The organism is Alteromonas naphthalenivorans (assembly GCF_000213655.1).
Taxonomy (GTDB): Bacteria; Pseudomonadota; Gammaproteobacteria; order Enterobacterales; family Alteromonadaceae; genus Alteromonas; species Alteromonas naphthalenivorans.
On the sequence record NC_015554.1, the window covers coordinates 381,319 to 405,149 of the forward strand.

A 23,831-nucleotide genomic window follows, 5' to 3' on the forward strand; every position below is an offset into this window, starting at 1 on the left:
GCAGTGTGACGTTTTTTCGGTATGGAAATGCTATTTTTATAGACTTTTGTAGTGCTTTTTTCATATGTAAATGTGGTTTAAGCCTTGTTTAATATAAAGAATTGATAAGATTTGGAATGGTATGGATAATTGAAGTGATCGCATTGATGTGAATTTGTTGTGATTTTTTTAGTCTGGCTAGATATTAAATAAGTCTTGTTGATTTATTGACATGAACATTTTTTGTTGTTTAAATTACTCAACAAATTGTTTACAAGATGAGGTTGGGGTGATGCAAACTAAAACGCCTATAGTTTCCAGAGATATGCTATTGCCGTTTATTCTATTGACGGTGTGTTTTGCTGCATGGGGTGTTGCCGCCAACATGACAGATCCACTAGTGAAAGTCTTTAGTAAAATATTTACTATGTCGTCACTACAATCGGCCTTAGTTCAGTTCGCTTACTATGGTGCTTATTTCTGTTTAGCGATACCCGCAGCCTTTATTAATAAGCGATACTCTTATAAAACGGGTGTGCTAGTAGGGCTAGGATGTGCTGCAGCCGGTGCCTTTCTATTTTACCCAGCAAGTCAGACAATGACTTATGGCTTTTTTCTGATGGCCTTGTTTGTGATGGCCGGTGGGTTGTCTATTTTGGAAACGTCCGCTAATCCTTATGTCATGGCGATGGGCAACGAGCAAAGCGCCACCAGAAGATTGAACCTAGCACAGGCATTCAACCCTGTAGGGACAAACTTTGGCGTATTCTTAGCCGCTACGCTCATACTACCTAATCTGAATCAGGCGTCAGCTGAAGAGCGAAGTGCTATGTCTATGACTGAGCTAAAATCTGTTATAGGTGCTGAACTGGATGCAGTGATGATCCCCTACGTTGCTATGGCGTGTGTACTTCTTTTGGTTTGGGTTGCCGTAGCTTTGATTAAAACCCCTGTGGATGAAGCCACTGCGTCTAAAGCTGACGATATCGATATCGCAGCATCATTGAAGCGCCTAGTGGCGAACAAACATTATCGTTTTGGTGTAATGGCTCAGTTCTTCAACGTGGGCGCGCAAACTTGTGTGTGGACTTTTACTATCCAATACGTCATGAAAGCGATTGGGGGGGATGAGGTACAAGGCGGCGATGTACTTCAATACAGCATGATAGTGTTTCTTATTTCACGTTTTGTGATGACGTGGGTAATGCAGTATCTCTACCCAGCACGACTGCTTATGGTGATGTCACTGGTGGCAGCAGGTTTGTGTTTTGTTATGACACAATCGCCAAATATAGTCGGTGTGGTGGCACTAATTTCAATATCTGCATGTTTATCGCTAATGTTTCCTACTATCTACGGCATTGCGTTACAAGGGCTAGGGAAAGATACTAAACTTGGCGCGGCGGGTTTGGTAATGGCTATTTTAGGTGGTGCAATTATGCCACTCTTCCAAGCTGCAATTATCGACTCAGCAGGTATCGTTATTTCTTATATTGTTCCTGCAGTATGCTTTATATTTGTGGCTGGCTATGGACTGTTTGACATTAAAGCAGTTAAAAGTCCTCAGAAAGTATCCATTGACGATTTGAAGACCAACACTTTGAAGACAAACATGGCGAAGTAATACTTACTTTACTGTAGTGATGCTCATCATGATTTAAAAAAATGCCAGCCTTTGCTGGCATTTTTTTATGTGAGATGAACGGCCAAGTAGATTGGCACAAGAAGCAAGGATCTAATAGTTGCAGGTAACGTTGGGTGGACTGAAAACACTAGTAGATAAGATTGCTGCCTCAATATCAAAAAGCCAATTACATAAAATTCGAGTTGCGCAGAAAACTAGATTAACTGGTAATTTCTGTCGTTCATGCCAATACTAACTTAATGGTTTTCAACTACTATTGGGATTATGAATAATTGGTCTGGCTCTATTAACTCAAATATCATCAGCCATTTTTCGGTATTTTTGATTCTATTTGGAAGCTATACGTTTTCACTTGGTGTTTACGCCGAGCAACGAAACACAATTACTTTAGCCACCTCAGAAGCGAGTCCATTCAGTAGCGCGCACGACCCTAAACAAGGGTACGTAAACGAGGTCATTCACCTTGCATTTGAAAAAATGGGCTACATCCCCAAAATTGAATTCTTTCCACATGCTAGAGCGATATATCTCGCCGACGGCGGAAAAGTTGAAGGTGTTTTTCCACTTCGCGATAGCACAGTACGTGTTGAGGGGATGATATATTCCGATGCTATCCGTGGTGGGAGCATCAACTATCTTGTCCATAATAGTCGAAACATTCATAGCTTATTAAACACCGAATTAGGCGATTCGATATCACAATTCAACAACTTAGGCCTTTCCCGTCTTGGGGTTTTACGCGGTGCACAGTTGCCGTTGAGTCTTCGTGAGGCTGAAAATATCGATGTACTCTTAGCCAAATCATTACCGACATTGTTAGATATGTTAGATAGGGGGCGAGTTGACTTTATTTATATAGATGAGTACGGCGCAAAACAAACAATAACTAATCATCGTCCCCACTTATCACAGAAATTTAAATTCATTAAATCGCTTAGAAAAAGCAATCCTCATTTCTTAGGGATATCGAAAAACTTGCCCGACGCCCCCCAAATTATGGCGCATTTCAATCAAGCATTGGCATCTCTAGAAACTGATGGAACCATCGATACAATATTAAAGCGATACGGTATTTTCATCGAGCCGGAAAATGTCGTTACAGAGAGAAAATTAATAGTTGGTGCGCCTAATATTAATGGTATTGAAACCGCTATTAAATACTTGAATGACAGCGGCACGCCTTTTTCAGAGCAAGATATTCAGTGGCGTGTCATGGAGGAGAGTATACTCAGAAAGCACATACAGGGAGATTTTGCAGTTAACGAAACACAGTTTGACTTAGTAATGCTAGGTAATTTCGAGGTGCCTATTTGGGCCAGAAATGGTTGGTTGTTACCTTTTCCCGAGCCGCCCTCGAACTACGATATGAAAGATATTATACCCATCGCAAAGCATTCAAATACATACGAAGGTGAGGTCTATGGTTTACCGTTTGTAGGAGAAACAACGCTAACCTTCTACCGAAAAGATCTGTTGCAGAACGCTGATATTAGTTTGCCCAAGCAGATGACTTATAGAAACCTAAGCGCCATTGCTATGGAAATTCAAGATCCCAAATCGCAGCTGTATGGTGTAGGACTGCGCACAAAAGTAGGTTGGGGGCAAAATATGGCATTAATTGGCACCATGGTAAATACGTACGGTGGAAGCTGGTTTGATGAAGATATGAAGCCGCTGCTTACTTCTAGGTCGTGGGAGCGAGCAATCAAGGACTATGTTTCAATCGCGGTAAACAACGGTCCGCCAGGTGAATACGATTTAGGGTGGAAAGATAACCAGCAACTCTTTGCTGACGGAAAATTAGCATTCTTTGTTGATGCATCATCTTTAGGTGGCTACATCTTAGATCCTTCTTCTTCGAAGGTTTCGGAGAATGTCGGTGTGACTTATGCGCCAATAGGAACAACACCAAAAGGGGCACAATGGTTTTGGTCGTGGAATTTCGCGATACCTCATTTAGCTCACAATAAAGAAATAGCACAGCAATTAGCTTATTGGTTAACTTCTAAAGCGTTTATTACTTCGGTTAAAGGTAAGTATGGTTATTACGCAGCGCCAGCTGGCACTCGTCATTCAACCTACAGTGACAGCTATATAAACGCTATTCCTTATGCTAGCTATGAATACAACGCACTGCTAGCAACTGAGCTTGATAATATTAATGTCCCCACGACTGGAAGCCAGTTTGTTCCAATCCCAGAATTTACGGCGCTCGGTTACCTTGTGGGAGTTCAGATAAATTTAGCAGTGAAGCAGCAAGTTACTATTCAAGAGGCATTAAAAACAGCGCAACACCAATCTGAAGCTGTAATGAGGCGCGCTGGTTATTATCACAACTGAAATTCCCACTTACATTTAGTTTGCAGGGCAAAAAATACCCAATACAGCCTCTCGCGAAGCGCCGGTAACAGCAGGTACGTTGCCTGGAATATTATTGTTGTGTGCAAAAGCTAGCCACGCGAATGCAGCCCCTTCAACGTGTTGGGGGTGAATATTGATACTGTGGCTGTCACTCACTTGATAACTTGGCAGTAAGTTGGCTATGCGTTGCATCAGCATAGGGTTAAAGGCTCCACCCCCACAAACGATGACTTGTGCTCCCTTGGGCATTTTTTGCTTGTTAATTTCATCAGCAATACTGGTTGCTGTTAGCGCTAATAACGTCGCTTGCACATCTTGAGGGGCGAGTGTGCTGGCTTGTGAACTTGCGATCCCATTAAGGTAAGACGTTAACCATGCTAAATTGAAATACTCTCTGCCGGTACTTTTAGGCGCCGTGTGATGAAAATAGTTATCTGCTCGCAGTCTTGCTAATAGGTCATTACTTACTACACCGGTACTAGCCCATTGCCCTTTGTCATCATAGGGTTGGTTCAAATGCTGCTTAATCCATCCATCCATTAAGGTATTGCCTGGGCCAGTATCATAGCCAAGAGGGGCAATAGCATCTCGTTTTGCTGCTAATACTGAAATGTTCGCAATACCGCCAATGTTAACCAACACTCTGGGGTTGGTGTCATGAGCGAAAATAGCATTATGGTAAGCAGGAACTAAGGGCGCACCTTGACCGCCAAGAGCAATATCTTTGCGCCTAAAGTCAGCAATAACATCAATACCTGTTAACACGGCAAGAGTATTAGGGTCGCCAATCTGACACGTAAAACCTTTTTGCTCAACGTCATGTGGAAGTTCAATTCCCTGCGGAAAGTGCCTAATGGTTTGTCCATGAGAGCCAATTGCGGTGATATCGCTTGATGAAAGCTGAGTCTCTGATAGCAACACGTTTACGGCACGTGCAAAGCTTTCGGCCACCAACCTGTCGGCGGTTGCCATCGCATTTAGCTCGTTAGTAGAGGGGGTGCAAAGTGAATGAAGTAAAGAAAGCAGGTTCTCAGGGTAGGAAATAGAGACCGCATGTAAAGTTTGGCAGTTATCGCCAGTGATATCGCAAAGGACGGCATCAACGCCGTCCATGCTAGTTCCTGACATAAGGCCAATATACTTTGCCATAAGTAGGCTATTTCATTGCAAGCATAATGCGTTTGTTGTTATTAAGCTGCTGTTGACGTACATGGGCAATTTCCATAAATGCTTCGCGCTCTTCAGCGGCAATAGGTAATGCTTTTGGTAGCGAAACAGTACGAGGGTTACGGTGTACACCGTCTACCAAGAATTCGTAGTGAACATGCGGGCCTGATGCCAAGCCAGTGCTACCTAAGTAACCAATGGTTTGACCCTGTTTAACCGTGTCGCCTACTTTCACAGCACGTTTTTTGAAGTGCAAATACTTGGTGGTATATTTTTCACCATGTTGAACAAATACATGGTGACCATTGTATTTATCGTACGCAGACTTAATCACCTTACCATCACCCGCCGCCATAACTGGCGTACCAACAGCCGCAACGTAATCTGTGCCACGATGTGCTTTCCAGCGTTTTTGCACAGGGTGAAAACGTGCTTTGGAGAAGTTAGAGCTCACGTACCTAAAGTTAATTGGCGCACGTAAAAAGCTCTTACGCATGCTTCGGCCTTCAGGTGTGTAGTAAGTGCCATCTTCATGCAAAATAGCGCTAAACTCTTCACCTTGGTTAGTGAATTCTGCTGCAACTATGTCGCCATAGCCGACGAACTCACCATCAATGTACTGTTCTTCAAACACCACGTTAAAGGTATCGCCTGAACGAATTTCTGTCGCAAAATCGATATCCCAGCCAAATATGCCCGCAAGGTTCATAATTTGGTTGCTGGTTAATCCTGCTGTTGCCCCAGCATTCCAAAAGCTTGAATGAATTTCACCTTGGGCAAAATTATAGCGAATATCTACGTCACGCTTTTCAAGTTCGGCCGTTAAGCTATTATCTTCGCTGGTGGAGTCAGGGCGAATAAATAAGGTTTCGGTAGAAGAAAGCTTGTATTTAAGCTCGCCAAATGTGCCATCGTTATTAATTTTAAACGAAAGCTCATCACCGGGTAATAAGGTAACCAATGTTTTAGCAAGATCACCCGCTTGAGTAACATTGTAAACGTCACGAGAAGTAAAACCCGCACGCTTAAACAGCTTTGCAAGGGTGTCGCCGCTGCGTACTTTATAGGATTGCCAGTTCGACTCTTCTTCAATTGAAAACACGTCGGTTGACGGCATAATGTTCAAATCAAGAGGGTAACGAATACCGGTATCAAGTACCAAAGCGTCTTGATGACGACTCGCTTCTACCGTGTCTGACGGAAAAAGAATAAGCCCACCTAAAAACATGCTAGCGATAGCTAACCCTGTTCGGTGTTGCTTAGGCAATTGTTTAAATATGTTTAGCGCCTTAAGGGCGTCTAGTTTGATTCTCATAATACTACCTACTTGAGAATTTTATGTGCAATGTACTTGTCACATAAGTTGCTTAAAAATGCAACTTTTCTCATTGTTTTTTAGCGCAAAAGTTAATTATTGAACGCAATGGCTATAGGAAATAGCGAAAAGCTACTTTAACTGCAAGTGATGATACATCGAGGGCATGAGCAGGAGGGAGGGGGCTGTAGCAAACCCTCCATCGCATGGATGCGATGGCGGAGCGCCCATGGATGGGTTTACCGCGTGTTTGCGGAAGCCCCCTTCCTCCTGATCTCAATGTCCTCGACGTGCACCTTGATATGCAAAGTGCAGCAGTTAATAAGCCCTCAACCATTGCGTTCAATAACGAACGTGACGACAAGTCATCCGCTTTTTGACGCAGAAACCTTTTAATGGTTCCAATGTCCGCGTAAAATGCCGCTCAAAATAGATTCTACAACATCAAGAGTGTGAAATAACCGATGAAAGACTGGCAAACAGCGCTAGCTGAAATTAAACGGGGAACGGATGAAATACTCCCCGAAGAGGATTTAATTGAGAAATTAAAATCCGGCAAAACCCTAACCATTAAAGCGGGTTTTGATCCTACTGCGCCTGATCTTCATCTTGGTCACACTGTTTTGATCAATAAACTGCGTACCTTTCAGCAGTTAGGCCATACCGTTGTTTTTCTTATTGGGGATTTTACTGGCCTGATTGGCGATCCTACAGGGAAAAATGTGACACGCAAGCCCTTAAACAAAGAACAGGTATTAGAAAACGCGCAAACGTATCAAGAACAAGTGTTCAAAATTCTTGATCCTGAACTGACTCAAATTCGCTTTAACTCAGAGTGGATGGATCAATTAGGCGCTGCGGGTATGATTAAATTAGCTGCCAGCCAAACTGTTGCACGTATGCTTGAGCGTGACGACTTTAAAAAGCGTTACAACAATGGTCAGCCTATTGCGATACACGAATTTCTGTACCCGTTAGTACAAGGGTGGGATTCAGTTGCGCTAAAATCTGATGTTGAGTTAGGTGGTACCGATCAACGCTTTAACTTGCTAATGGGCCGCGAGCTTCAAAAAGAGCAAGGTATTAAGCCACAGTCTATTGTGATGGTGCCGTTGCTTGAAGGCCTAGATGGCGTTCAAAAAATGTCTAAGTCATTAAACAACTATATCGGTATTACTGATGCACCAAACGATATGTTTGGTAAAGTGATGTCGATTTCAGATGATTTAATGTGGCGTTATTACGACCTGCTAAGCTTCCGCCCACTTGAAGAAATTGCTGAACTTAAGCAGCGTGTTGAGAACGGCGAAAACCCGCGTGATATTAAAATATTGCTGGCGAAAGAGATTATCGCTCGTTTCCACGACGATGCCGCAGCAGAAGGTGCGCATCAAGATTTCATTCAGCGCTTCCAGAAAAATGCGATTCCTGATGAAATGCCAGAGTTTGAAATTGCACTTGGCGATGATGGCATTGCTATTGGTAACTTATTAAAAGAAACCAAGTTAGTGGGTTCAACGTCTGACGCTATGCGTATGATTAAGCAAGGCGCTGTGAAAATTAATGGCGATAAAGTAGAAGATACTCGTCTTGTACTGACCGAAGCTGGCGAAAATGTCTATCAAGTGGGTAAACGTAAATTCGCGAGAATTACGTTAGCTTAGTTTGATATTAGCGCTTAGGCCTTAGCATTTAGGTGTTAACGCAAATACCAAAAAGCCCCGATTTATCGGGGCTTTTTAATGTCAGTAGGTTTTAGGAAAACCGGAGTAACATTTCTGCGCCTTCACATTCGCAGGTTTCAGGGCACACAGGGCAGTCGTAACCTTCGTGGATTGACTCATAGCGCCATTTGTTTGGGTGCTTTTTAATAAGTTCACCCCCGTTTTTGCTAAAGTATTTAAACGCACTATTACCTGGGCTTGAAAGCCAAATATGAGCAAGGCCTGCTTCAGCGCCTTGCGCTTTGGCCGCGCTTACCGACTTTGCCAATAAGGTACTTCCAATGCCCACTCCTTGCATAGCAGGCGATACCGTATTGCATTTGAAATAGCATACTTTTTCCGGTGCCACCGGCCAAAGTTCTGGGCTGCACCATTTATCACATTGCCACTGCGAATGAGCGTAGGTAATTCGAAAACCAACAATGTCGTTACCACAATAGCTTACCAAGCTAGCATTGATATTGTTGTGCCAGCTTTTATCGTACATGGCCTTTAATGTGTCAGGCATCAGGTAATTTTCACCCTGAACCTCATTACCTAAGCGTATAACATCAGCAAAATGTTCGGGCGCTAAAGGTAGGTATTTAACGCTATTTAAGTTTGCTGCTGTCATGTTGCTCTTTCATACCATCAAGGTGAAAATCTAATGCTTCTACAGAAATGAGTATTTCTTTTACCGACATCCAAAGTGAATACAGAAGGGAGACTAGGCTTAATGCGAATATCCAATTACCCACTTGCTGATAAGTAAGGTAAATCGCAAGCATAGAGACGACACACAAAAAGAAACTGCCAACCCCCGCAATTTGCATCCGCTTAATAAGCTGAATACGCAGTCTCAAGTTCTTGATTTGGGCTAGGGTATTGTCGTCACGCTCTTCTTTTGAAAAGTTACGAATAAGCGTAGCAAGGGTTAAAAAACGGTTGGTATAGGCCAGCAACAGCAATGAGATTGCTGGAAAGAGCATGGCGGGTGTTGCGAGATCTATTTTCATGAATTGTCTGTCACCTTAGTGAATGCGTGTCAGTGTATCAAAAGTGTAGGGATGTTGTCGTCTGATAGTGAATAGTAGTGTAGGTGAGTGTTTAGTTGGTGTTAGAAACGAAATGCAGTTGAAAAGGCTTTAATTACAGAAGTTTTTTACAGAAAACTACATTCTGTCAATTGGCATTTGAGAAGCATTCCAGCCCAGCATATCGCCTTCTAAATGCATGACTTCAGAAAAGTCTAAGTCTTTTAGAAACTTCATAGCAAGTTTAGCCTGAGTACCAGATTGGCAGTAAATAATAATAGGCTTGTCTTTATGGCCTTCTAGCTCGGTAAGGTAATCGTTAATATTTTCATGAGGCATATTGATGGCGCCTGGAATGTGTCCATCAGCAAAGTCGCTTGGAGAACGCACGTCGATAAGCATCCAGTCATTGTTTTTCACCCGCTCAATAAGGTACGGGGAAGCCGCAACCGATACTTGAGAGGTTGCTTTCGCTGTGCATTGCATTGACACAAATAGCGTGACGGCAACAACGACGAGAAACAAAACTAAAACGATTCGCATGAATAACCTTCAGAAAAAAACGAGGATATTATACCTTGTGGAATTGCTAGTTAATACCCTTACACAGTATTTTTAGTTCATTAATTAACCGCAGTGAGAACCTGCTGGTAATGTCAGGATTGACCACAATTAAGGGGGCTGACAAAAAGCGGCGGTGGGCACGCCAAAACTGCTCAAGATCGGACGCTGGCTGATTGCTTGCGGCCACCAAAGCAAAAGGCTGTCTAGATAGTACTTCTTGTACCGAAACTTGCGGGTAATCGACCGGGCTGTCGGCAAATAGGGTTTGCGCACCACATACGTTAAGCAGTTTGTTCGGCCACGCATTGTCACCTATGGTCATTAGCGGCGATGTCCAAGAATAATAAAACACCTTGTTATTTGAAGGCGTGGCATACTCGGCTCTTAATGCTGCTAAATGGTGTAAAAACTCACTGGTGAGCGCATTGGCTTTTTCTTCTGTGTTAGTTACTTTAGCTAATCGCATCAACTCACTGGCGATGTCCTCAACTTCAGTAATTTTGGCTCGAAACACCTTATAACCTAAGCTTTCTAAACGGTGTAAATCTTGCGGCTTGTTGCCTCCTTCCCACGCTAATATCAGGGTAGGTTGCAGCGCCATTATCTGGGATAAATCGGCTCCTTGATAGTCGGCCACTTTAGGTAAAAGCTGTGCTTCTTTAGGATAGTTACTGTAGTCGCTAACGCCAATTAAGTGTGCTTCTAAACCAAGGCTATAAACCCACTCGGTTAAATGAGGTGCGAGAGTGATAATCCGCGGGGCTGATTTTCTGGCTTCTACATCCTGAACATATTCATGCTGATTTTGCTCGTCAATTTGCCCACCACTTTGCGCTTCAACTGAAGTGGAAAGAGGTACTAGTATGAGTAATGTAACGATTGTTAGCGAACGCTTTTCCGCACTGCCCCTACTCAATTTGTTAAATGGCAAAATGCTTATTATAAACGCAGCGTGTTTGCGCAATTTGTGAAATATACTTTTCACGTTAGAAGACCTCGCTCAGGGTTTGTGTCTGTACTGCGATCAATAGCAAACAAACACTCGCGATGGCGGTGACCACGGCCATGGCACCCACTATAGTGCGCTTACTGCGTATCATATCTGAATACTTTACTTGCTCGGCAGCGCCTACGCGAGGGTAGCGGTATTTTCGTCCATGATAAATTGCAGGGCCGCCTAATTGAATGTTTTGTATTCCCCCAAATAGCGCAAGTAACAAGGAGGTTTTATCTCGTGCTTTACTTCGTTTTACTGCTCGAATGCCTTTTATGGGGTGAGTGAAAAGAAGCACAGCAACACAACCGAGTAACGCAGGGGGAACCACTAATAACGAAACAAGCTTTCGCACAGGTTTGGCAAAATGCACCATTTTAGGATTTCGATAGTGCCATTGCCACGAGGTGAGTAATAACAAACGGTAGGTGAGCGCACCAATCGGGCCTGCCAATATAAAGTAAAAAATAACGCCGCAATAAAGATATAAAAACTTAAGCCATAGCGATTCAATGGCCGCTTTCGCAATACCTACATCGGTTAATTGGGTGCATTCACGGGCAACTATGGTGTCTACTGTTTCTCTGGTGAGTACTTTTTTATTTTTTCCTACTGTTTTTAATATCTTACTGAACTGATGGCGCTGATAGGCAAAGTCAAGCAAGGCAACCATGATCACGGCTTCGAAAAAAGCAGGGTATTGAGCCATGTATATGAGTATGGCAAGGCAAACGATTAAGGGGGCTAATAATACGATAGCCGCTAATGAACCAGAGATATAATGCTGCGAACGAGAGTAGCTTAAAGAAGGAAGAACTTTAAACCCCATCTGCCTAACCAAATAACGCATGAGGGTAAGCGGGTGGCTGCTAAGCGGCCACCGCCAAAGGGCATCTAAAACAACTGCCAACCATAATACCAGCACCGACTGATATGCTGATTGGGTCAGCAATGCTTCCATTTACCGCTACGCCAGCGCTTTGATCATAGCCATAACAAGTTGCGCTGAATGTTTTGCCGCCGTATCTAAATATTCTTTAAAACTGACAGTTGATGTCTTACCTGCAATATCAGATAGCGAGCGAATGACCAAAAACGGCACGTCAAGCATGTGACAGGTTTGGGCTATAGCTGCACCTTCCATTTCAACTGCTTTCATATCTGGGAAACTTTCACGCAGCGCTTCTACTGCTTCGTCGGTGCCGATAAACGAATCGCCAGTACAGATAAGACCGCTGGTAGATTGGATGTTTTCTAACTCGCCCGTCGCCGTTTTTGCGGCTTCAATGAGCGTATTGTCACAGCGGTAGTCTGCAGGCATGCCAGCACATTGGCCAAGCTTGTAGCCGAAATGGGTTAAGTCCACATCGTGGTGGATAACATGGGTGGCAATCACTAAGTCACCAATGTTTAAGTTCTTATCAAACCCGCCTGCTGAACCTGTATTTACTACCACATCTGGCGCGTATTGCTCGATAAGTACCGTAGTGGCAAGGGCCGCCGCAACTTTTCCAATACCACACTTTACTAACACAACCTCAACGTTATTAAGGGTGCCTTCATAAAAGGTTAAGTGCTTCCATGTGGTTTCTTTAAGGTTTGAAAGTGAAGCTTTAAGTAACGCAACTTCTTCATCCATTGCGCCTAGAATGCCAATTTTTTTTATGCCAGTCTCTTTCATGTCAGTCTCTTTCATGTAAATACCGATTTATTCTAATGTTGGGGGAAGCAAAACTTGCTACAGATATGGTAATGAATTGTATAAGGAAATGAGGAAAACTGACAGGAAAAAGCCTTTGTCACCTGCTATTACAGCAATAATGGAGTGCAACAAAGGCTAGGGGGAAACCGGCTTTTTTTATGCAGCTGCCGCGCGGCTCGACCTAACTGGGCGAGTCGGGCGCTTAGTTGGCTCAGGGTTGTGCGTAGGAAGCTGCGACATTTTTTGTTGAATTCTTCTATAAGGAATAAGCTTATTTTCAAGGCATTCACGAATATCGTCTACGGTATAACCCGACTTAACCTTAATTCGCGCATGAGGTACACCCGCAGCATCTAATGCGCCAGAAACAAACCAATCGCGCTGAGTTTTGTAACCCTCTTTTCCTTGGTTATGCACAAGGTCGATAGCTAATATGGGGCTCATGTCCTGTTTGTCGACCAGGATAAAATCAAGTTGGCGCGAAGAGGCTCTAGAAATAGCTTGGCTGGCCGTTTTCTTGTTGGCCGATTGCCTTACTGACACTATGTCGCTTAAGCGTACACGGCAAATGATACGAAACTCTCGCCCCATTGCTTGTTCAATAAGGTTTAAAAAAGAGTGTTCTACAGGAGTGAAAAGCTGTGGCTTTCGGCGAAAAGGAAACGCTACGCCACCATCTGATAATTTTATGGCGCCTAATGCCACCACGATAAGTAACATCATTAAAATAATTGCCAGTTCCATCATATTCCTCGCATATCAACGTGTAATGCGCGTCATTAAAATGACGCTTTTTTTGACACCACTGTGGTTCTTTATTGAAATTGCAAAGGCAGTGCCACATTGAACGAGGAGAGTAACTAGTCGGAAATAAAATTTATGGAAGGTTATGGCTTACTAATGATGAGTACATCAACTTGCGTGCCCACATTATCCGGGGAGACCACAATACGAACCGAATCATCTGTTGCTGCAAGCATGGTGCGTTGGTTGACCGCAGGTTTTCTGACAAATTGCGGATAGGCATTTTGATAGAAGGCGATAACCTCTTTAGGCGCGTGCTTAGTAAAATAGACCAAACTCGCAGGCAAGCTATCGTCGAATTGCTGACACTGGCGAGCATTAGCCATTAGCGAGACGTCAAAAAAGGAGGCAGGGCAAGACCGAACAACAGGTTCATCTAATGAACTGTCGGTGGACACCGTATCGGCAAACGCGTGGCTCGCCATTGCTAGCCCGCTAAGTAAAACTATATTAATGCTTTTACGTAAACCACTTGTCATTATTCTTGTTAACCATTAATCACTCTTTGTATCGATAATAATGGGCTAACTATATAAGAGCAATAGGTAAATAGTTGCACAAGGTATGTTCATAACGTGATGGGTATAAGGTGAAAATAATTTGAGAACCGGGTTCTCAATCCCATCACTCCTTCACTTTCGAATACTGAAACACCTCATTAAATGGCTTATCAAATACCAAGGCAATTTTGAACGCCACTTCAAGAGATGGTGAGTATTTTCCTTTCTCAATCGCCATAATGGTTTGGCGTGTAACACCCACTTTTGACGCGAGTTCCTGCTGCGTCATTTCATCGACAAGAAAGCGCAAGGTTCTTATATTGTTAGTTATTGAATAATGTTCAGCCATTAACTTTCTTTCCGGCAATAGTAAATCTCAGTACCAAAGCGGGTTACCTCCGATAACCAAAAAATAAGGACTAACTTTAGCTCAATAGGCGCAAGAGCATAATTGGTGTAGCTATTTTGCGCGTCAAAATCGATGTTACTGTTGATCATTTGTTGTATCACGCAGCTCACAATACCTACTGACAGTACCCAATAACCCGCATTATTCGCGGTAAGTCGATGATAACGCTCTCGTTCATCTTCAGGGGTATTGGCATCTTCTTGCTGGCTCATGGCTAACGCAACATGTAACGCTACCTCTAAGATAATGAAGGCAATAGTAATTCGCATGATGAGGGCGGTGGTGACATCTAGGCTAGTATTTGGTTGCAAAAACATAAGTGTATATACGCTATCTCCATAAATAGAGGCGATCACCGCAGATACTAAAAAAGACACCCACAAACTTTTCTCTCTGAACGAAATCATTATCTTTCTCCATGCCCTAGTAATGGTGGTTAAATTTTACTTTGTATACGCTAAATTTAACTCAATGTTAAATATACTATACATTGGTGCTTGTAGAAAGCTAGTGGTAGGTTGTTACAAAGTATGTTGTAGGCGATGTTGTAGGCGAAAGTACCCTAGGCGGATTTCTTTACAGCTTTAGATATACTGGCCACAAAAAAGCTCGCCTAAGCGAGCTTTTAAATAGATTACATACAACGAGGTACGGTTAACGTGCTGTTTTACACGTGGATATTAAACGCCAATGTAATCCATAATACCGTCAGCGGCTTTTCTGCCTTCGTCGATAGCGGTAACCACGAGGTCACTACCACGTACCATATCACCGCCCGCAAAGATTTTAGGGTGCGATGTTTGGAAAGCAAACTTACCAGCAGCAGGAGCGCGTACGCGGCCTTTTTCATCTAGCATAATGCCGAACTCAGCAAACCAAGGGGCAGGGCTAGGTTGGAAACCAAACGCGATAATAATCGCATCAGCTTCAACCACGTGCTCAGAACCTTCAATTTCAACTGGGCGACGACGCCCGTTAATATCCGGTGGACCCATCTCGGTTTTTACGAATTTAACACCGCAAGCATTTCCTTCGCTATCAACAGCAATGTCTAAAGGTTGAATGTTGAACATAAATTCAACCCCTTCTTCTTTTGCGTTAACCACTTCTCGGCGAGAACCAGGCATGCTTTCTTCGTCACGACGATAAGCACAAATAACGCGGTCGGCTTCTTGACGAATAGACGTACGTACACAGTCCATGGTGGTATCACCACCACCAAGAACCACTACGCGTTTGCCTTTCATATCAACAAAGTCGGTTTCGTCTTTTTCAAGACCCATCACGCGGTTTGTATTTGAGATAAGGAAGGGCAGAGCATCGTGAACACCGTGTACATGTTCATTTTCAAAGCCGCCTTGCATCGATTTATACGTACCCATGCCTAAGAACACGGCGTCGTAATCATCTAACAGTTTTTGCATTTCAATGTCTTTACCAATTTCAGTGTTAAGTACAAACTCAACACCCATGTCGGTAAAGATTTCGCGGCGAAGCTTAATCACATCTTTTTCAAGCTTAAACGATGGAATACCGAAGGTTAGCAAGCCACCAATTTCTTCGTACTTGTCGAATACTACGGGCTTAACACCGTTACGCACAAGAATATCGGCACACGCTAGGCCTGCTGGGCCTGCACCTACAATAGCGACTTTCTTATCTGTCCAAACTACGTCAGACATATCTGGGCGCCAGCCCATTTTAAACGCGGTATCGGTAATGTATTTTTCAATACTACCAATGGTTACCGCGCCGAAGTCGTCATTTAGGGTACATGCACCTTCGCAGAGTCTGTCCTGAGGACAAACGCGGCCACATACTTCTGGCAAACTATTGGTTTTGTGCGACAACTCAGCCGCCTCAATAATACGACCTTCATTGGCAAGGTCTAACCATTGAGGAATGTAGTTGTGTACTGGGCACTTCCATTCGCAATACGGGTTACCGCAGTCCAAGCAGCGATCTGCTTGGCCTTCGGTTTGTGACTGACTTAACGGCTGATAAATTTCAGCGAATTCGTGTTTACGCACCATGATCGGCTTTTTCGGCGGATCGATACGTTCAACATCGACAAACTGGTATACGTTCTTTGCCATAAACTTTTCTCCTCCTACTGAGCCTGAATGCGCAATTCTGCGCTTGAACGACTGATGTGACCTAATAGGTTTTTCACATCACTGGTCTTCGGCTTAATAAGCTTGAAGCGTTTCAGCGTTGCCGCGAAATCGGTTAGCAAGCCTAACGAATGGTCGCTGCCGGTTTCTTCGTAATGCTGATTAATAAGACCACGTAAGTGCTCTACTAAAATCGCTTTACCGTCAACAGGCATAATCTCAATAAGGTCTTGGTTTACACGGTTATCTAGGTCGTCGTTGTCGTCCATAAGGTACGCAAAACCACCTGTCATACCGGCACCGAAGTTCACGCCTACAGGGCCAAGTACAGCAACAATACCACCGGTCATGTATTCACAACCGTTGTCACCGATACCTTCAACTACCGCAATAGCACCTGAGTTACGTACACCAAAACGCTCACCTGCACGGCCTGCAGCAAATAATTTACCGCCAGTTGCACCGTATAAGCAGGTATTACCCATAATGGCACTTTCATGCGCATTGTAAGTCATGTTTCTTGGTGGATGAATAACAAGCTTACCGCCAGTCATTCCTTTACCTACGTAATCGTTTGCGTCACCTTCAAGGTGCATGTGTAAACCGCCAGCATTCCATACGCCAAAACTTTGGCCGGCAGTACCGGTAAGATTCACTTTAATCGGTGTATCTTCAAAGTCGTGGTTACCATGGTGCTTAGCAATTTCACCCGATAACAAAGCACCTACCGAACGGTCGGTGTTGCGAACAGGGTATTTCAATTCAAGAGACTCGCCGTCAACAACCGCTTGTTGCGCGTCTTTAAGCATTTGTGCGTTAAGCACACCTTTATCAACGGGTTCATTGGTGGTTTGTGAACAGAATAAACGGGTATGTTCACCTGCTTTCGGTCTTACCAACAATGGCGTTAAATCGAGGCGGTTTTGCTTCGCAGTCACACCGTCAATGACTTTAAGTAGCTCAGTACGGCCAACAAGGTCGTCAAACTTGGTCACGCCCAGGGCAGCCATAATTTCACGTACTTCTTGGGCAATAAACTTAAAGTAGTTCATAACCATGTCTGGCAAACCAATGAAGTGGTCGTCACGAAGCTTTTGATCTTGTGTTGCTACACCGGTCGCGCAGTTGTTCAAGTGACAAATACGTAAGTACTTACACCCTAACGCCACCATAGGCCCAGTACCAAAACCGAAGCTTTCAGCACCTAAAATACCCGCTTTCACTACGTCTAAACCTGTTTTAAGGCCGCCGTCAGTTTGAACGCGTACTTTATGGCGAAGGCCGTTTTCAATTAGGGCTTGTTGTGTTTCAGACAAACCTAATTCGAACGGGCTTCCAGCATACTTAACCGACGTTAGTGGGCTTGCGCCTGTGCCGCCGTCGTAGCCTGATACTGTAATAAGGTCTGCATAGGCTTTTGCTACACCGGTAGCAATAGTTCCTACACCAGGTTCAGACACTAACTTCACTGAAATAAGTGCAGTTGGGTTCACCTGTTTCAAATCGAAAATAAGCTGGGCTAAATCTTCAATTGAATATATATCGTGGTGCGGTGGAGGCGAAATAAGGGTTACACCAGGCACTGAGAAACGTAACTGTGCAATGTACTTATTCACTTTGTCGCCAGGTAACTGACCACCTTCACCAGGCTTCGCGCCCTGTGCCACTTTAATTTGAATAACATTCGCATTTACTAAGTAATGCGGTGTTACCCCAAAGCGACCAGAAGCAACCTGCTTAATTTTCGAGTTCTTTTCAGTACCAAAGCGTGATGGATGTTCACCACCTTCACCTGAATTCGACTGCCCGCCTAAACGGTTCATGGCAATCGCTAACGCTTCATGCGCTTCAGGACTTAACGCGCCTATAGACATTGCTGCCGTATCAAAACGCGGGAATAAGTTCTGTGCGTCTTCAACTTCGCTTATATCCACTGGCTCGCTTTGTGGGTCGAGCGCTAGCAGGTCACGAATGTGCGCAGGAGAGCGCTCGTTAACCAGTTTCGCATACTGCTGGTAATCGCTGTATTCGCCGGACATTACTGCTTTTTGCAGAGTGCTGACTACATCTGGGTTATACGCATGGTATTCGCCGCCGTGTACATACTTAAGCAAACCACCGTGATCAACAGGCTTACGTTTTAACCAAGCAACGCGGTTTAGATTAACCGTATCTTGTTGGAAGTCGTCAAAATCGGCTCCCTGTAAGCGCGAGGTAACGCCTCTGAAGCACAATTCCATTACCGCATCGTTAATACCGATAGCTTCGAATAGCTTCGAGCTACGGTAGCTCGCCACGGTACTGATACCCATTTTCGACATTATCTTGTACAAGCCCTTGTTGATACCTTTACGGTAGTTCAACGTGGCTTGCATAGGTGAAATGTCTAATTCGCCTTTCTCACAAAGCTGTTCAATGGTTTCGTAGGCTAAGAACGGATAAACCGCTGTAGCACCTAAACCAATGAGTACGGCAAAGTGATGTGGGTCACGGGCACTGGCGGTTTCTATTACTACGTTCGCGTCGCATCGTAGTGATTTATCAACTAAACGGCGCTGTACTGCACCAACGGCCATAGCAGCTGGAATAGGTAAGCGGTTTTGTCTGATATTGCGATCGGATAAAATCACGAACGCCGCACGCTTTTGTTTAACTAAGTGTTCTACTTCGTTACAAATACGCTCGATGGCTTTCTTCAAGCCCTCTTGCGGTTGATACTGAAGTTCAACCACTTCTGAATAGTAGTTATCAGGATTAAATTCACGTAGCTGTTTTAAATCGGTATACATCAGTATTGGCGAGTTAAACAATACGCGGTCTGCATAACCTGAGGTTTCGCTGAATACGTTTTGCTCGCGGCCAATACAGGTGGCTAGCGACATTACGTGGTTTTCACGTAATGGATCGATAGGCGGGTTAGTTACCTGTGCAAACTGCTGACGGAAGTAATCGTAAACGGTACGCTGGCGTGAAGACATAACCGCCATTGGCGTATCATCACCCATAGAGCCAACGGCTTCTTGACCGTCTTTCGCAAGTACTTTAATAACTTGCTGAATTTCTTCATAGCTATAGCTGAACTGCTTATGGAATACCGAAATGGTGTCGTCATCAAAAACGCGCTTTCCAATCAGTGAAGCATCTAGCTCTTCAATAGGCGTTAAATGACGAATATGCTTATCGAGCCACTCTTTATAAGGATGGCGCGCTTTTAATTCTTCATCAATTTCAGTGGAACGCCAGATTTTACCTGTGTAGGTATCAACCGCTAGCATTTCACCTGGGCCTACGCGGCCTTTTTCAATAACGTCAGCTTCTTCGTAATCCCAAATGCCCACTTCTGAGGCAAGGGTAATGAAGCCATTTTTGGTGATAACGTAGCGGGCAGGGCGAAGACCATTTCGGTCTAGGTTACATGCCACGTGGCGGCCGTTCGTTAATACGATACCGGCAGGGCCATCCCATGGTTCCATATGCATCGAGTTAAACTCGTAAAATGCACGTAGGTCGTCATCCATGGTTTTGTTATTTTGATAAGCAGGTGGCACTAATAAACGCATGGCACGGAACAAATCCATCCCACCGGCTAAGAATAGCTCAAGCATGTTATCAAGTGACGATGAATCAGAACCTTCGGTATTAACAAAAGGGGCTGCTTCTTTCAAATCAGGGATAAGCGGCGTAGCAAATTTAGAGGCACGTGCCATTGCCCAATCTCGGTTACCTTTAATGGTATTAATTTCACCATTATGGGCCAAGAAGCGGAACGGTTGAGCCAATGGCCAACGTGGAAGCGTATTGGTTGAAAAGCGCTGGTGGAATACACAAATAGCACTTTGCAGACGTTCGTCGGCTAAATCTAAATAGAAGGCGGGTAAGTCTTTCGGCATTACCAAGCCTTTATAAATAGTGACCAAACCTGATAGGCAGGCAACATAAAAATCTGGATCGCTTTCAAGACGCTTTTCAGCGCGTCGACGCACCATATAAAGGCGGCGTTCAAGATCGCGCTTGCGCCAACCTGCTGGTGCATTCACAAATACTTGTTCTATTTGTGGCACGCCGGTAAGAGCAAGTTCACCCAATACAGAGCGATCGACAGGCACTTCGCGCCAGCCAACAACACTAAGGGTTTCTTTTTCAAGTTCTTCATTCAACACCTCACGCGCAGTTTGCGCAAGGGCCTGGTCCTGGCTTAGAAAGATCATGCCAACGCCGTATTTTTTGCTGAGTTTCCAGCCATTTTCTGCGGCGATAGTATGGAAGAACGCATCCGGTTTCTGTAGTAATAAACCACAGCCGTCTCCGGTTTTCCCGTCAGCGGCAATACCGCCTCGATGCTGCATACGGTCTAAACCGTGAATAGCAGTTTCTACTAGCGTATGGCTAGCTTCTCCGTGGGTATGGGCGATTAAGCCAAATCCACAGTTATCCCGGGAATCGTTGGGGTTGTATAAACTCATCTCTTAACTCCTTCAACCTTTGACTGGGGCAAGGTGTGCGTTGCGTGTAGATGCGCCTAGGTATTGCGTATCACAACATTGTTCAGACGTCTTTTGTCGAGCTGGCACTATTACCGCTCTATGCGCCTTTTCTTGTCGTTATTTATTATTAGAGGATTCCAGTCGTGTTCCGCATTTTTATGCATTATTGCTTTGCGGGGCGTACAAAATACCTATATTGATATGTAAAATCAAACGCTAAAATTAAGGGTATAGCAAAGATTTAGCATATAGTTTAAAATTATCAATACTTTCATGATGTTAAACTTTTAAATTCATCTTTGTAACAAAAATGTTATAACCCGATATATCGTTCTATTGGTAGGCAATGAAATTCAAGTAAGTGACTTGGAATCGCTAAAAGTGAATAAAAATTCACATTGAAGGATTTAATATCTAGTCAAAGGCATGTTTTCTGTATTTTTATGTAGTTGTTCATTCTTTATATCCAGCCTACCAGAATCATTTGCAGTTGTACAAAAATTACACCATGGTGAATCAATTCCTATAAACAACATTCTATTGTTCAGTAGATACGGTGTCTGTCAGCATTTCCGTAATGCATAAAGCCTGATAGGATATGCTGAATATAATCCTAAAAATAAGTCGTTCATGCATTCAGATTCACCAAACGATTCTTGGGCTATTCGTTTTGCGCAGTTTGTACAGCGCTTCGGTACGCTTAAGTTAAGTATTCTGTTCGTTGTATTTTCGCTGGTATTTACGCTTGGCGGCTCTTACGTAATTCGCGTAAGCATGGGCAGTGCAGTACAGCCTGATGACTTTATCAGCGCGGTTATACTCACCATGCTTTCGGCACCTTGGGTACTGTACTTTTTTAGCGAACTTATAAAGCAGTTAGAAAATTCACGTACCAATCTTAAAGAAGTGGTAAGCCAACTAGAGCGCTTGCGAGAAGAAGATGTTTTTCTTAACCGTGAGCTGCAAACAAATATCCGCCAATTAAATCACGAAATTGAGCAGCGTAAATTAGCGCAAGAAGAGCGTGAAGCCTTATTTAAAGACTTAGAGCGTGAAATTCAGGATAAATCTGAACAAGAAGCGCAAGCCCGCCGCTTATCTACCTTGCTGCGCTCGATTATCGATGCCTCGCCAGATCTTATTTACTACCGTAATGAAGAAGGGCGCTTTGCGGGCTGTAACCGTATAGCAGAACTCATGACGGGTAAAACAGAGCAGGAACTGCTTGGTTTAACCCCTACCGATGTTTATGAAGAAGACTTGGCGCGACAAATCGTCGCCAGTGATCACGAAGTACTAGAAACTAACGCCAGTATTACCGAAGAGTTATGGCTACGCTTTGCCGATGGCCGCCGTCGCTACTTCGAAATGAAGCGAGTTCCATTCTTCGATAAAGAAGGTAACCGTTTAGGCTTGCTATCATTTGGTCGAGACATGACTGAACGTAAACAAGCAGAAAATGCAGCAGCGAAAGCCAGTACCGACAAAACGCGCTTTATCGCTACGATTAGCCACGAACTACGTACGCCGTTAAACGGTATTGTTGGCTTAAGTAGAATGCTGCGCGATACCGAATTAAACGAAGAGCAATTTAGCTGGGTAAGTACTATTTATGCCAGTGCTATCACGCTTGGCAATATCTTTAACGATATTATCGATTTGGATAAGCTGGATAGAGATAAAGTTGAGCTTAGTTTAAAGACTGTATCGCTTCGCGACTTCACCGAAGAGCTAAGCAGTATTATTCGACTATTAGCGGGTGATAAACAGCTAGAGCTTAAGACTACGATTAAAGAGCCTCTTCCGAGATTAGTTGAAGTCGATGGCACGCGCCTGCGCCAAATTTTGTGGAATATCCTGTTTAACGCAGTGAAGTTTACCCAAAAAGGCCATGTGAGCTTATCCATTGAAGCCACTAAACCAGAAAATGACGTCGCGTTCGTGACTTTTGTTATTGAAGATACTGGGGTAGGCATACCTGAAGAAGAGATAGAAAAAATCTTCGCTATGTACTATCAGGTTGATCACCCCGATCACCAGTCTGCAACAGGCACCGGTATTGGTTTGGCTATTTGTAAGCAAATGGTCGATTTAATGAAGGGTAATATCAAGGTTACCAGTGTGGTAGGTAAAGGCACGCGCTTTGAAATAGAGCTTCCGGTAGAAATATCGAAAAAGCCTATGCAAGTGGCGCAGCTTCAGGTTACTGACTTGAACATTCTACTGGTAGAAGATATTGAACTTAATGTGATGGTTGCCAAAGCCTTGCTTGAAAAAATGGGGCAAAAGGTGGATGTGGCCATGACGGGGCAAGAAGCGATTGATAAAGCCCGCGCGAACCAATACGACTTAATACTGTTAGATATTCAGTTGCCAGATATGACGGGCTTCGACGTGGCCAGTACGCTGCATGAAGAAGACTTAGTAATGCAAACGCCTATTGTGGCACTTACTGCGAACGTGATTAAAAAGCGGGAAGAATATTTGCAAAATGGCATGGACGATATTATTGCCAAGCCCATTAAGAAATCTCGCGTGATTGAGGTGTTCAACGAATTATTCCATGCGCCGCCTGCACCATTAGAAGTTGAAGGTCAGGTAGAACGCCCACCAGAGCCAAGCAAAATATTAAGTAACATTTTAGATATGGACTTGCTCCAGATGTTAGTGGATACAATAGGCGATGATATGGTGCGAGCAAGTGTGAAAGTGTTCCAGGAGAAAATGCCTGAATACATGGAAATTTTGCAGTTGAGCCTAAGCGCTGATGAGAAATCTGAAGTCTGCTCGCAAGCGCATAAAATTAAAGGTGCGGCGGGTTCTGTAGGGCTTGCTCGTGTTCAGCGTATTGCAAATCAAATTCAACAAGGCGATCACCCAACGTGGTGGCAAAACGTTCATGATTGGGTTGAAGAATTGCAGATGGCGGTACAGTACGACATGAAAGCCTTGCAGGATTGGCTTAATCAGCAGCGAGTAGACGATTAATTCGTTTATCAAATTACGGGGCTGATTAGGCCCCGTTTTTATTTGAAAGTTGATTTCGCGAGTTTACA

The 23,831-nt window shown here is 43.9% G+C and carries 19 protein-coding genes; 5 read left to right on the forward strand and 14 right to left on the reverse strand.

The features are described 5' to 3' along the window. Positions 1-271: 271 nt before the first annotated feature. Entirely contained in the window at positions 272-1,603 is a 1,332-nt protein-coding gene (fucP, locus tag AMBT_RS01605; RefSeq protein ID WP_013782817.1) for an L-fucose:H+ symporter permease, read from the forward strand. 285 nt (positions 1,604-1,888) lie between these two features. Further along, positions 1,889-3,964 (forward strand): extracellular solute-binding protein, encoded by a 2,076-nt coding sequence (locus AMBT_RS01610; RefSeq protein WP_013782818.1) that lies wholly within the window; start codon positions 1,889-1,891, stop codon positions 3,962-3,964. Between the two features lie 15 nt (positions 3,965-3,979). Here the strand turns inward: AMBT_RS01610 and AMBT_RS01615 are convergent, their stop codons facing one another. Continuing rightward, positions 3,980-5,134, reverse strand: a complete 1,155-nt coding sequence (locus tag AMBT_RS01615; RefSeq protein WP_041452465.1) for an anhydro-N-acetylmuramic acid kinase — start codon at positions 5,132-5,134, stop codon at positions 3,980-3,982. Positions 5,135-5,141: 7 nt separating this feature from the next. Further along, positions 5,142-6,467 carry an OapA family protein gene (locus tag AMBT_RS01620; protein WP_013782820.1) on the reverse strand — a complete coding sequence of 442 codons (1,326 nt, stop codon included), beginning with the start codon at positions 6,465-6,467 and terminating at the stop codon, positions 5,142-5,144. Between the two features lie 206 nt (positions 6,468-6,673). On the opposite strand from AMBT_RS01620, the gene AMBT_RS22540 reads away from it, so the two are divergent. Together AMBT_RS22540 and tyrS are read left to right on the forward strand one after the other, a co-directional pair. Further along, positions 6,674-6,847 (forward strand): hypothetical protein, encoded by a 174-nt coding sequence (locus tag AMBT_RS22540; protein ID WP_013782821.1) that lies wholly within the window; start codon positions 6,674-6,676, stop codon positions 6,845-6,847. 84 nt (positions 6,848-6,931) lie between these two features. Continuing rightward, entirely contained in the window at positions 6,932-8,131 is a 1,200-nt protein-coding gene (gene tyrS / locus AMBT_RS01625; protein WP_013782822.1) for a tyrosine--tRNA ligase, read from the forward strand. 91 nt (positions 8,132-8,222) lie between these two features. Here the strand turns inward: tyrS and AMBT_RS01630 are convergent, their stop codons facing one another. From AMBT_RS01630 to gltB, 12 genes are all read right to left on the reverse strand, one after another. Further along, positions 8,223-8,804, reverse strand: a complete 582-nt coding sequence (locus AMBT_RS01630; protein ID WP_013782823.1) for a GNAT family N-acetyltransferase — start codon at positions 8,802-8,804, stop codon at positions 8,223-8,225. Further along, on the reverse strand, positions 8,782-9,186 hold the full coding sequence (locus tag AMBT_RS01635) for a DUF2721 domain-containing protein (RefSeq protein WP_013782824.1): 405 nt from the start codon (positions 9,184-9,186) through the stop codon (positions 8,782-8,784). Before AMBT_RS01635 ends, AMBT_RS01630 begins: the two co-directional genes overlap by 23 nt. A 156-nt stretch (positions 9,187-9,342) precedes the next feature. Further along, complete coding sequence (locus AMBT_RS01640) at positions 9,343-9,747, reverse strand: rhodanese-like domain-containing protein (RefSeq protein WP_013782825.1); 405 nt, start codon at positions 9,745-9,747, stop codon at positions 9,343-9,345. A 46-nt stretch (positions 9,748-9,793) separates the two neighbouring features. Next, positions 9,794-10,753, reverse strand: a complete 960-nt coding sequence (locus AMBT_RS01645; protein WP_013782826.1) for a cobalamin-binding protein — start codon at positions 10,751-10,753, stop codon at positions 9,794-9,796. 1 nt (position 10,754) lies between these two features. Then, complete coding sequence (locus AMBT_RS01650; protein ID WP_013782827.1) at positions 10,755-11,723, reverse strand: cobalamin biosynthesis protein CobD/CbiB; 969 nt, start codon at positions 11,721-11,723, stop codon at positions 10,755-10,757. 6 nt (positions 11,724-11,729) lie between these two features. Continuing rightward, entirely contained in the window at positions 11,730-12,428 is a 699-nt protein-coding gene (locus tag AMBT_RS01655) for a 5'-methylthioadenosine/adenosylhomocysteine nucleosidase (protein ID WP_083820175.1), read from the reverse strand. 192 nt (positions 12,429-12,620) lie between these two features. Next, positions 12,621-13,208: a DUF2726 domain-containing protein gene (locus tag AMBT_RS01660; RefSeq protein WP_013782829.1), complete on the reverse strand. Its 588-nt coding sequence runs from the start codon at positions 13,206-13,208 to the stop codon at positions 12,621-12,623. A gap of 143 nt (positions 13,209-13,351) precedes the next feature. Continuing rightward, positions 13,352-13,747, reverse strand: a complete 396-nt coding sequence (locus AMBT_RS01665; protein ID WP_013782830.1) for a hypothetical protein — start codon at positions 13,745-13,747, stop codon at positions 13,352-13,354. A gap of 145 nt (positions 13,748-13,892) precedes the next feature. Beyond that, positions 13,893-14,117, reverse strand: a complete 225-nt coding sequence (locus AMBT_RS01670; protein ID WP_013782831.1) for a helix-turn-helix transcriptional regulator — start codon at positions 14,115-14,117, stop codon at positions 13,893-13,895. Continuing rightward, the gene (locus AMBT_RS01675; RefSeq protein ID WP_013782832.1) at positions 14,117-14,584 is read right to left on the reverse strand and encodes a hypothetical protein; all 468 of its coding nucleotides are present in this window, start codon (positions 14,582-14,584) and stop codon (positions 14,117-14,119) included. The genes AMBT_RS01670 and AMBT_RS01675 overlap by 1 nt, the downstream gene beginning before the upstream one ends. Positions 14,585-14,857: 273 nt before the next feature. Next, the gene (locus AMBT_RS01680) at positions 14,858-16,273 is read right to left on the reverse strand and encodes a glutamate synthase small subunit GltD family protein (RefSeq protein WP_013782833.1); all 1,416 of its coding nucleotides are present in this window, start codon (positions 16,271-16,273) and stop codon (positions 14,858-14,860) included. Positions 16,274-16,287: 14 nt separating this feature from the next. After that, on the reverse strand, positions 16,288-20,754 hold the full coding sequence (gene gltB / locus AMBT_RS01685; protein ID WP_013782834.1) for a glutamate synthase large subunit: 4,467 nt from the start codon (positions 20,752-20,754) through the stop codon (positions 16,288-16,290). 651 nt (positions 20,755-21,405) lie between these two features. Between gltB and arcB the strand changes: the two genes are divergently transcribed. Beyond that, positions 21,406-23,763, forward strand: coding sequence for an aerobic respiration two-component sensor histidine kinase ArcB (arcB, locus tag AMBT_RS01690; protein WP_013782835.1), 2,358 nt, complete (start codon positions 21,406-21,408; stop codon positions 23,761-23,763). The last annotated feature ends 68 nt before the right edge of the window (positions 23,764-23,831 follow it).

Coding starts and splice junctions, on each gene's coding strand:
- fucP (WP_013782817.1), top strand. CDS start 272: ATGCAAACTAAAACGCCTATAGTTTCCAGAGATATGCTATTGCCGTTT.
- AMBT_RS01610 (WP_013782818.1), top strand. CDS start 1,889: ATGAATAATTGGTCTGGCTCTATTAACTCAAATATCATCAGCCATTTT.
- AMBT_RS01615 (WP_041452465.1), bottom strand. CDS start 5,134: ATGGCAAAGTATATTGGCCTTATGTCAGGAACTAGCATGGACGGCGTT.
- AMBT_RS01620 (WP_013782820.1), bottom strand. CDS start 6,467: ATGAGAATCAAACTAGACGCCCTTAAGGCGCTAAACATATTTAAACAA.
- AMBT_RS22540 (WP_013782821.1), top strand. CDS start 6,674: ATGGATGCGATGGCGGAGCGCCCATGGATGGGTTTACCGCGTGTTTGC.
- tyrS (WP_013782822.1), top strand. CDS start 6,932: ATGAAAGACTGGCAAACAGCGCTAGCTGAAATTAAACGGGGAACGGAT.
- AMBT_RS01630 (WP_013782823.1), bottom strand. CDS start 8,804: ATGACAGCAGCAAACTTAAATAGCGTTAAATACCTACCTTTAGCGCCC.
- AMBT_RS01635 (WP_013782824.1), bottom strand. CDS start 9,186: ATGAAAATAGATCTCGCAACACCCGCCATGCTCTTTCCAGCAATCTCA.
- AMBT_RS01640 (WP_013782825.1), bottom strand. CDS start 9,747: ATGCGAATCGTTTTAGTTTTGTTTCTCGTCGTTGTTGCCGTCACGCTA.
- AMBT_RS01650 (WP_013782827.1), bottom strand. CDS start 11,723: ATGGAAGCATTGCTGACCCAATCAGCATATCAGTCGGTGCTGGTATTA.
- AMBT_RS01660 (WP_013782829.1), bottom strand. CDS start 13,208: ATGGAACTGGCAATTATTTTAATGATGTTACTTATCGTGGTGGCATTA.
- AMBT_RS01665 (WP_013782830.1), bottom strand. CDS start 13,747: ATGACAAGTGGTTTACGTAAAAGCATTAATATAGTTTTACTTAGCGGG.
- AMBT_RS01670 (WP_013782831.1), bottom strand. CDS start 14,117: ATGGCTGAACATTATTCAATAACTAACAATATAAGAACCTTGCGCTTT.
- AMBT_RS01675 (WP_013782832.1), bottom strand. CDS start 14,584: ATGATTTCGTTCAGAGAGAAAAGTTTGTGGGTGTCTTTTTTAGTATCT.
- AMBT_RS01680 (WP_013782833.1), bottom strand. CDS start 16,273: ATGGCAAAGAACGTATACCAGTTTGTCGATGTTGAACGTATCGATCCG.
- gltB (WP_013782834.1), bottom strand. CDS start 20,754: ATGAGTTTATACAACCCCAACGATTCCCGGGATAACTGTGGATTTGGC.
- arcB (WP_013782835.1), top strand. CDS start 21,406: ATGCATTCAGATTCACCAAACGATTCTTGGGCTATTCGTTTTGCGCAG.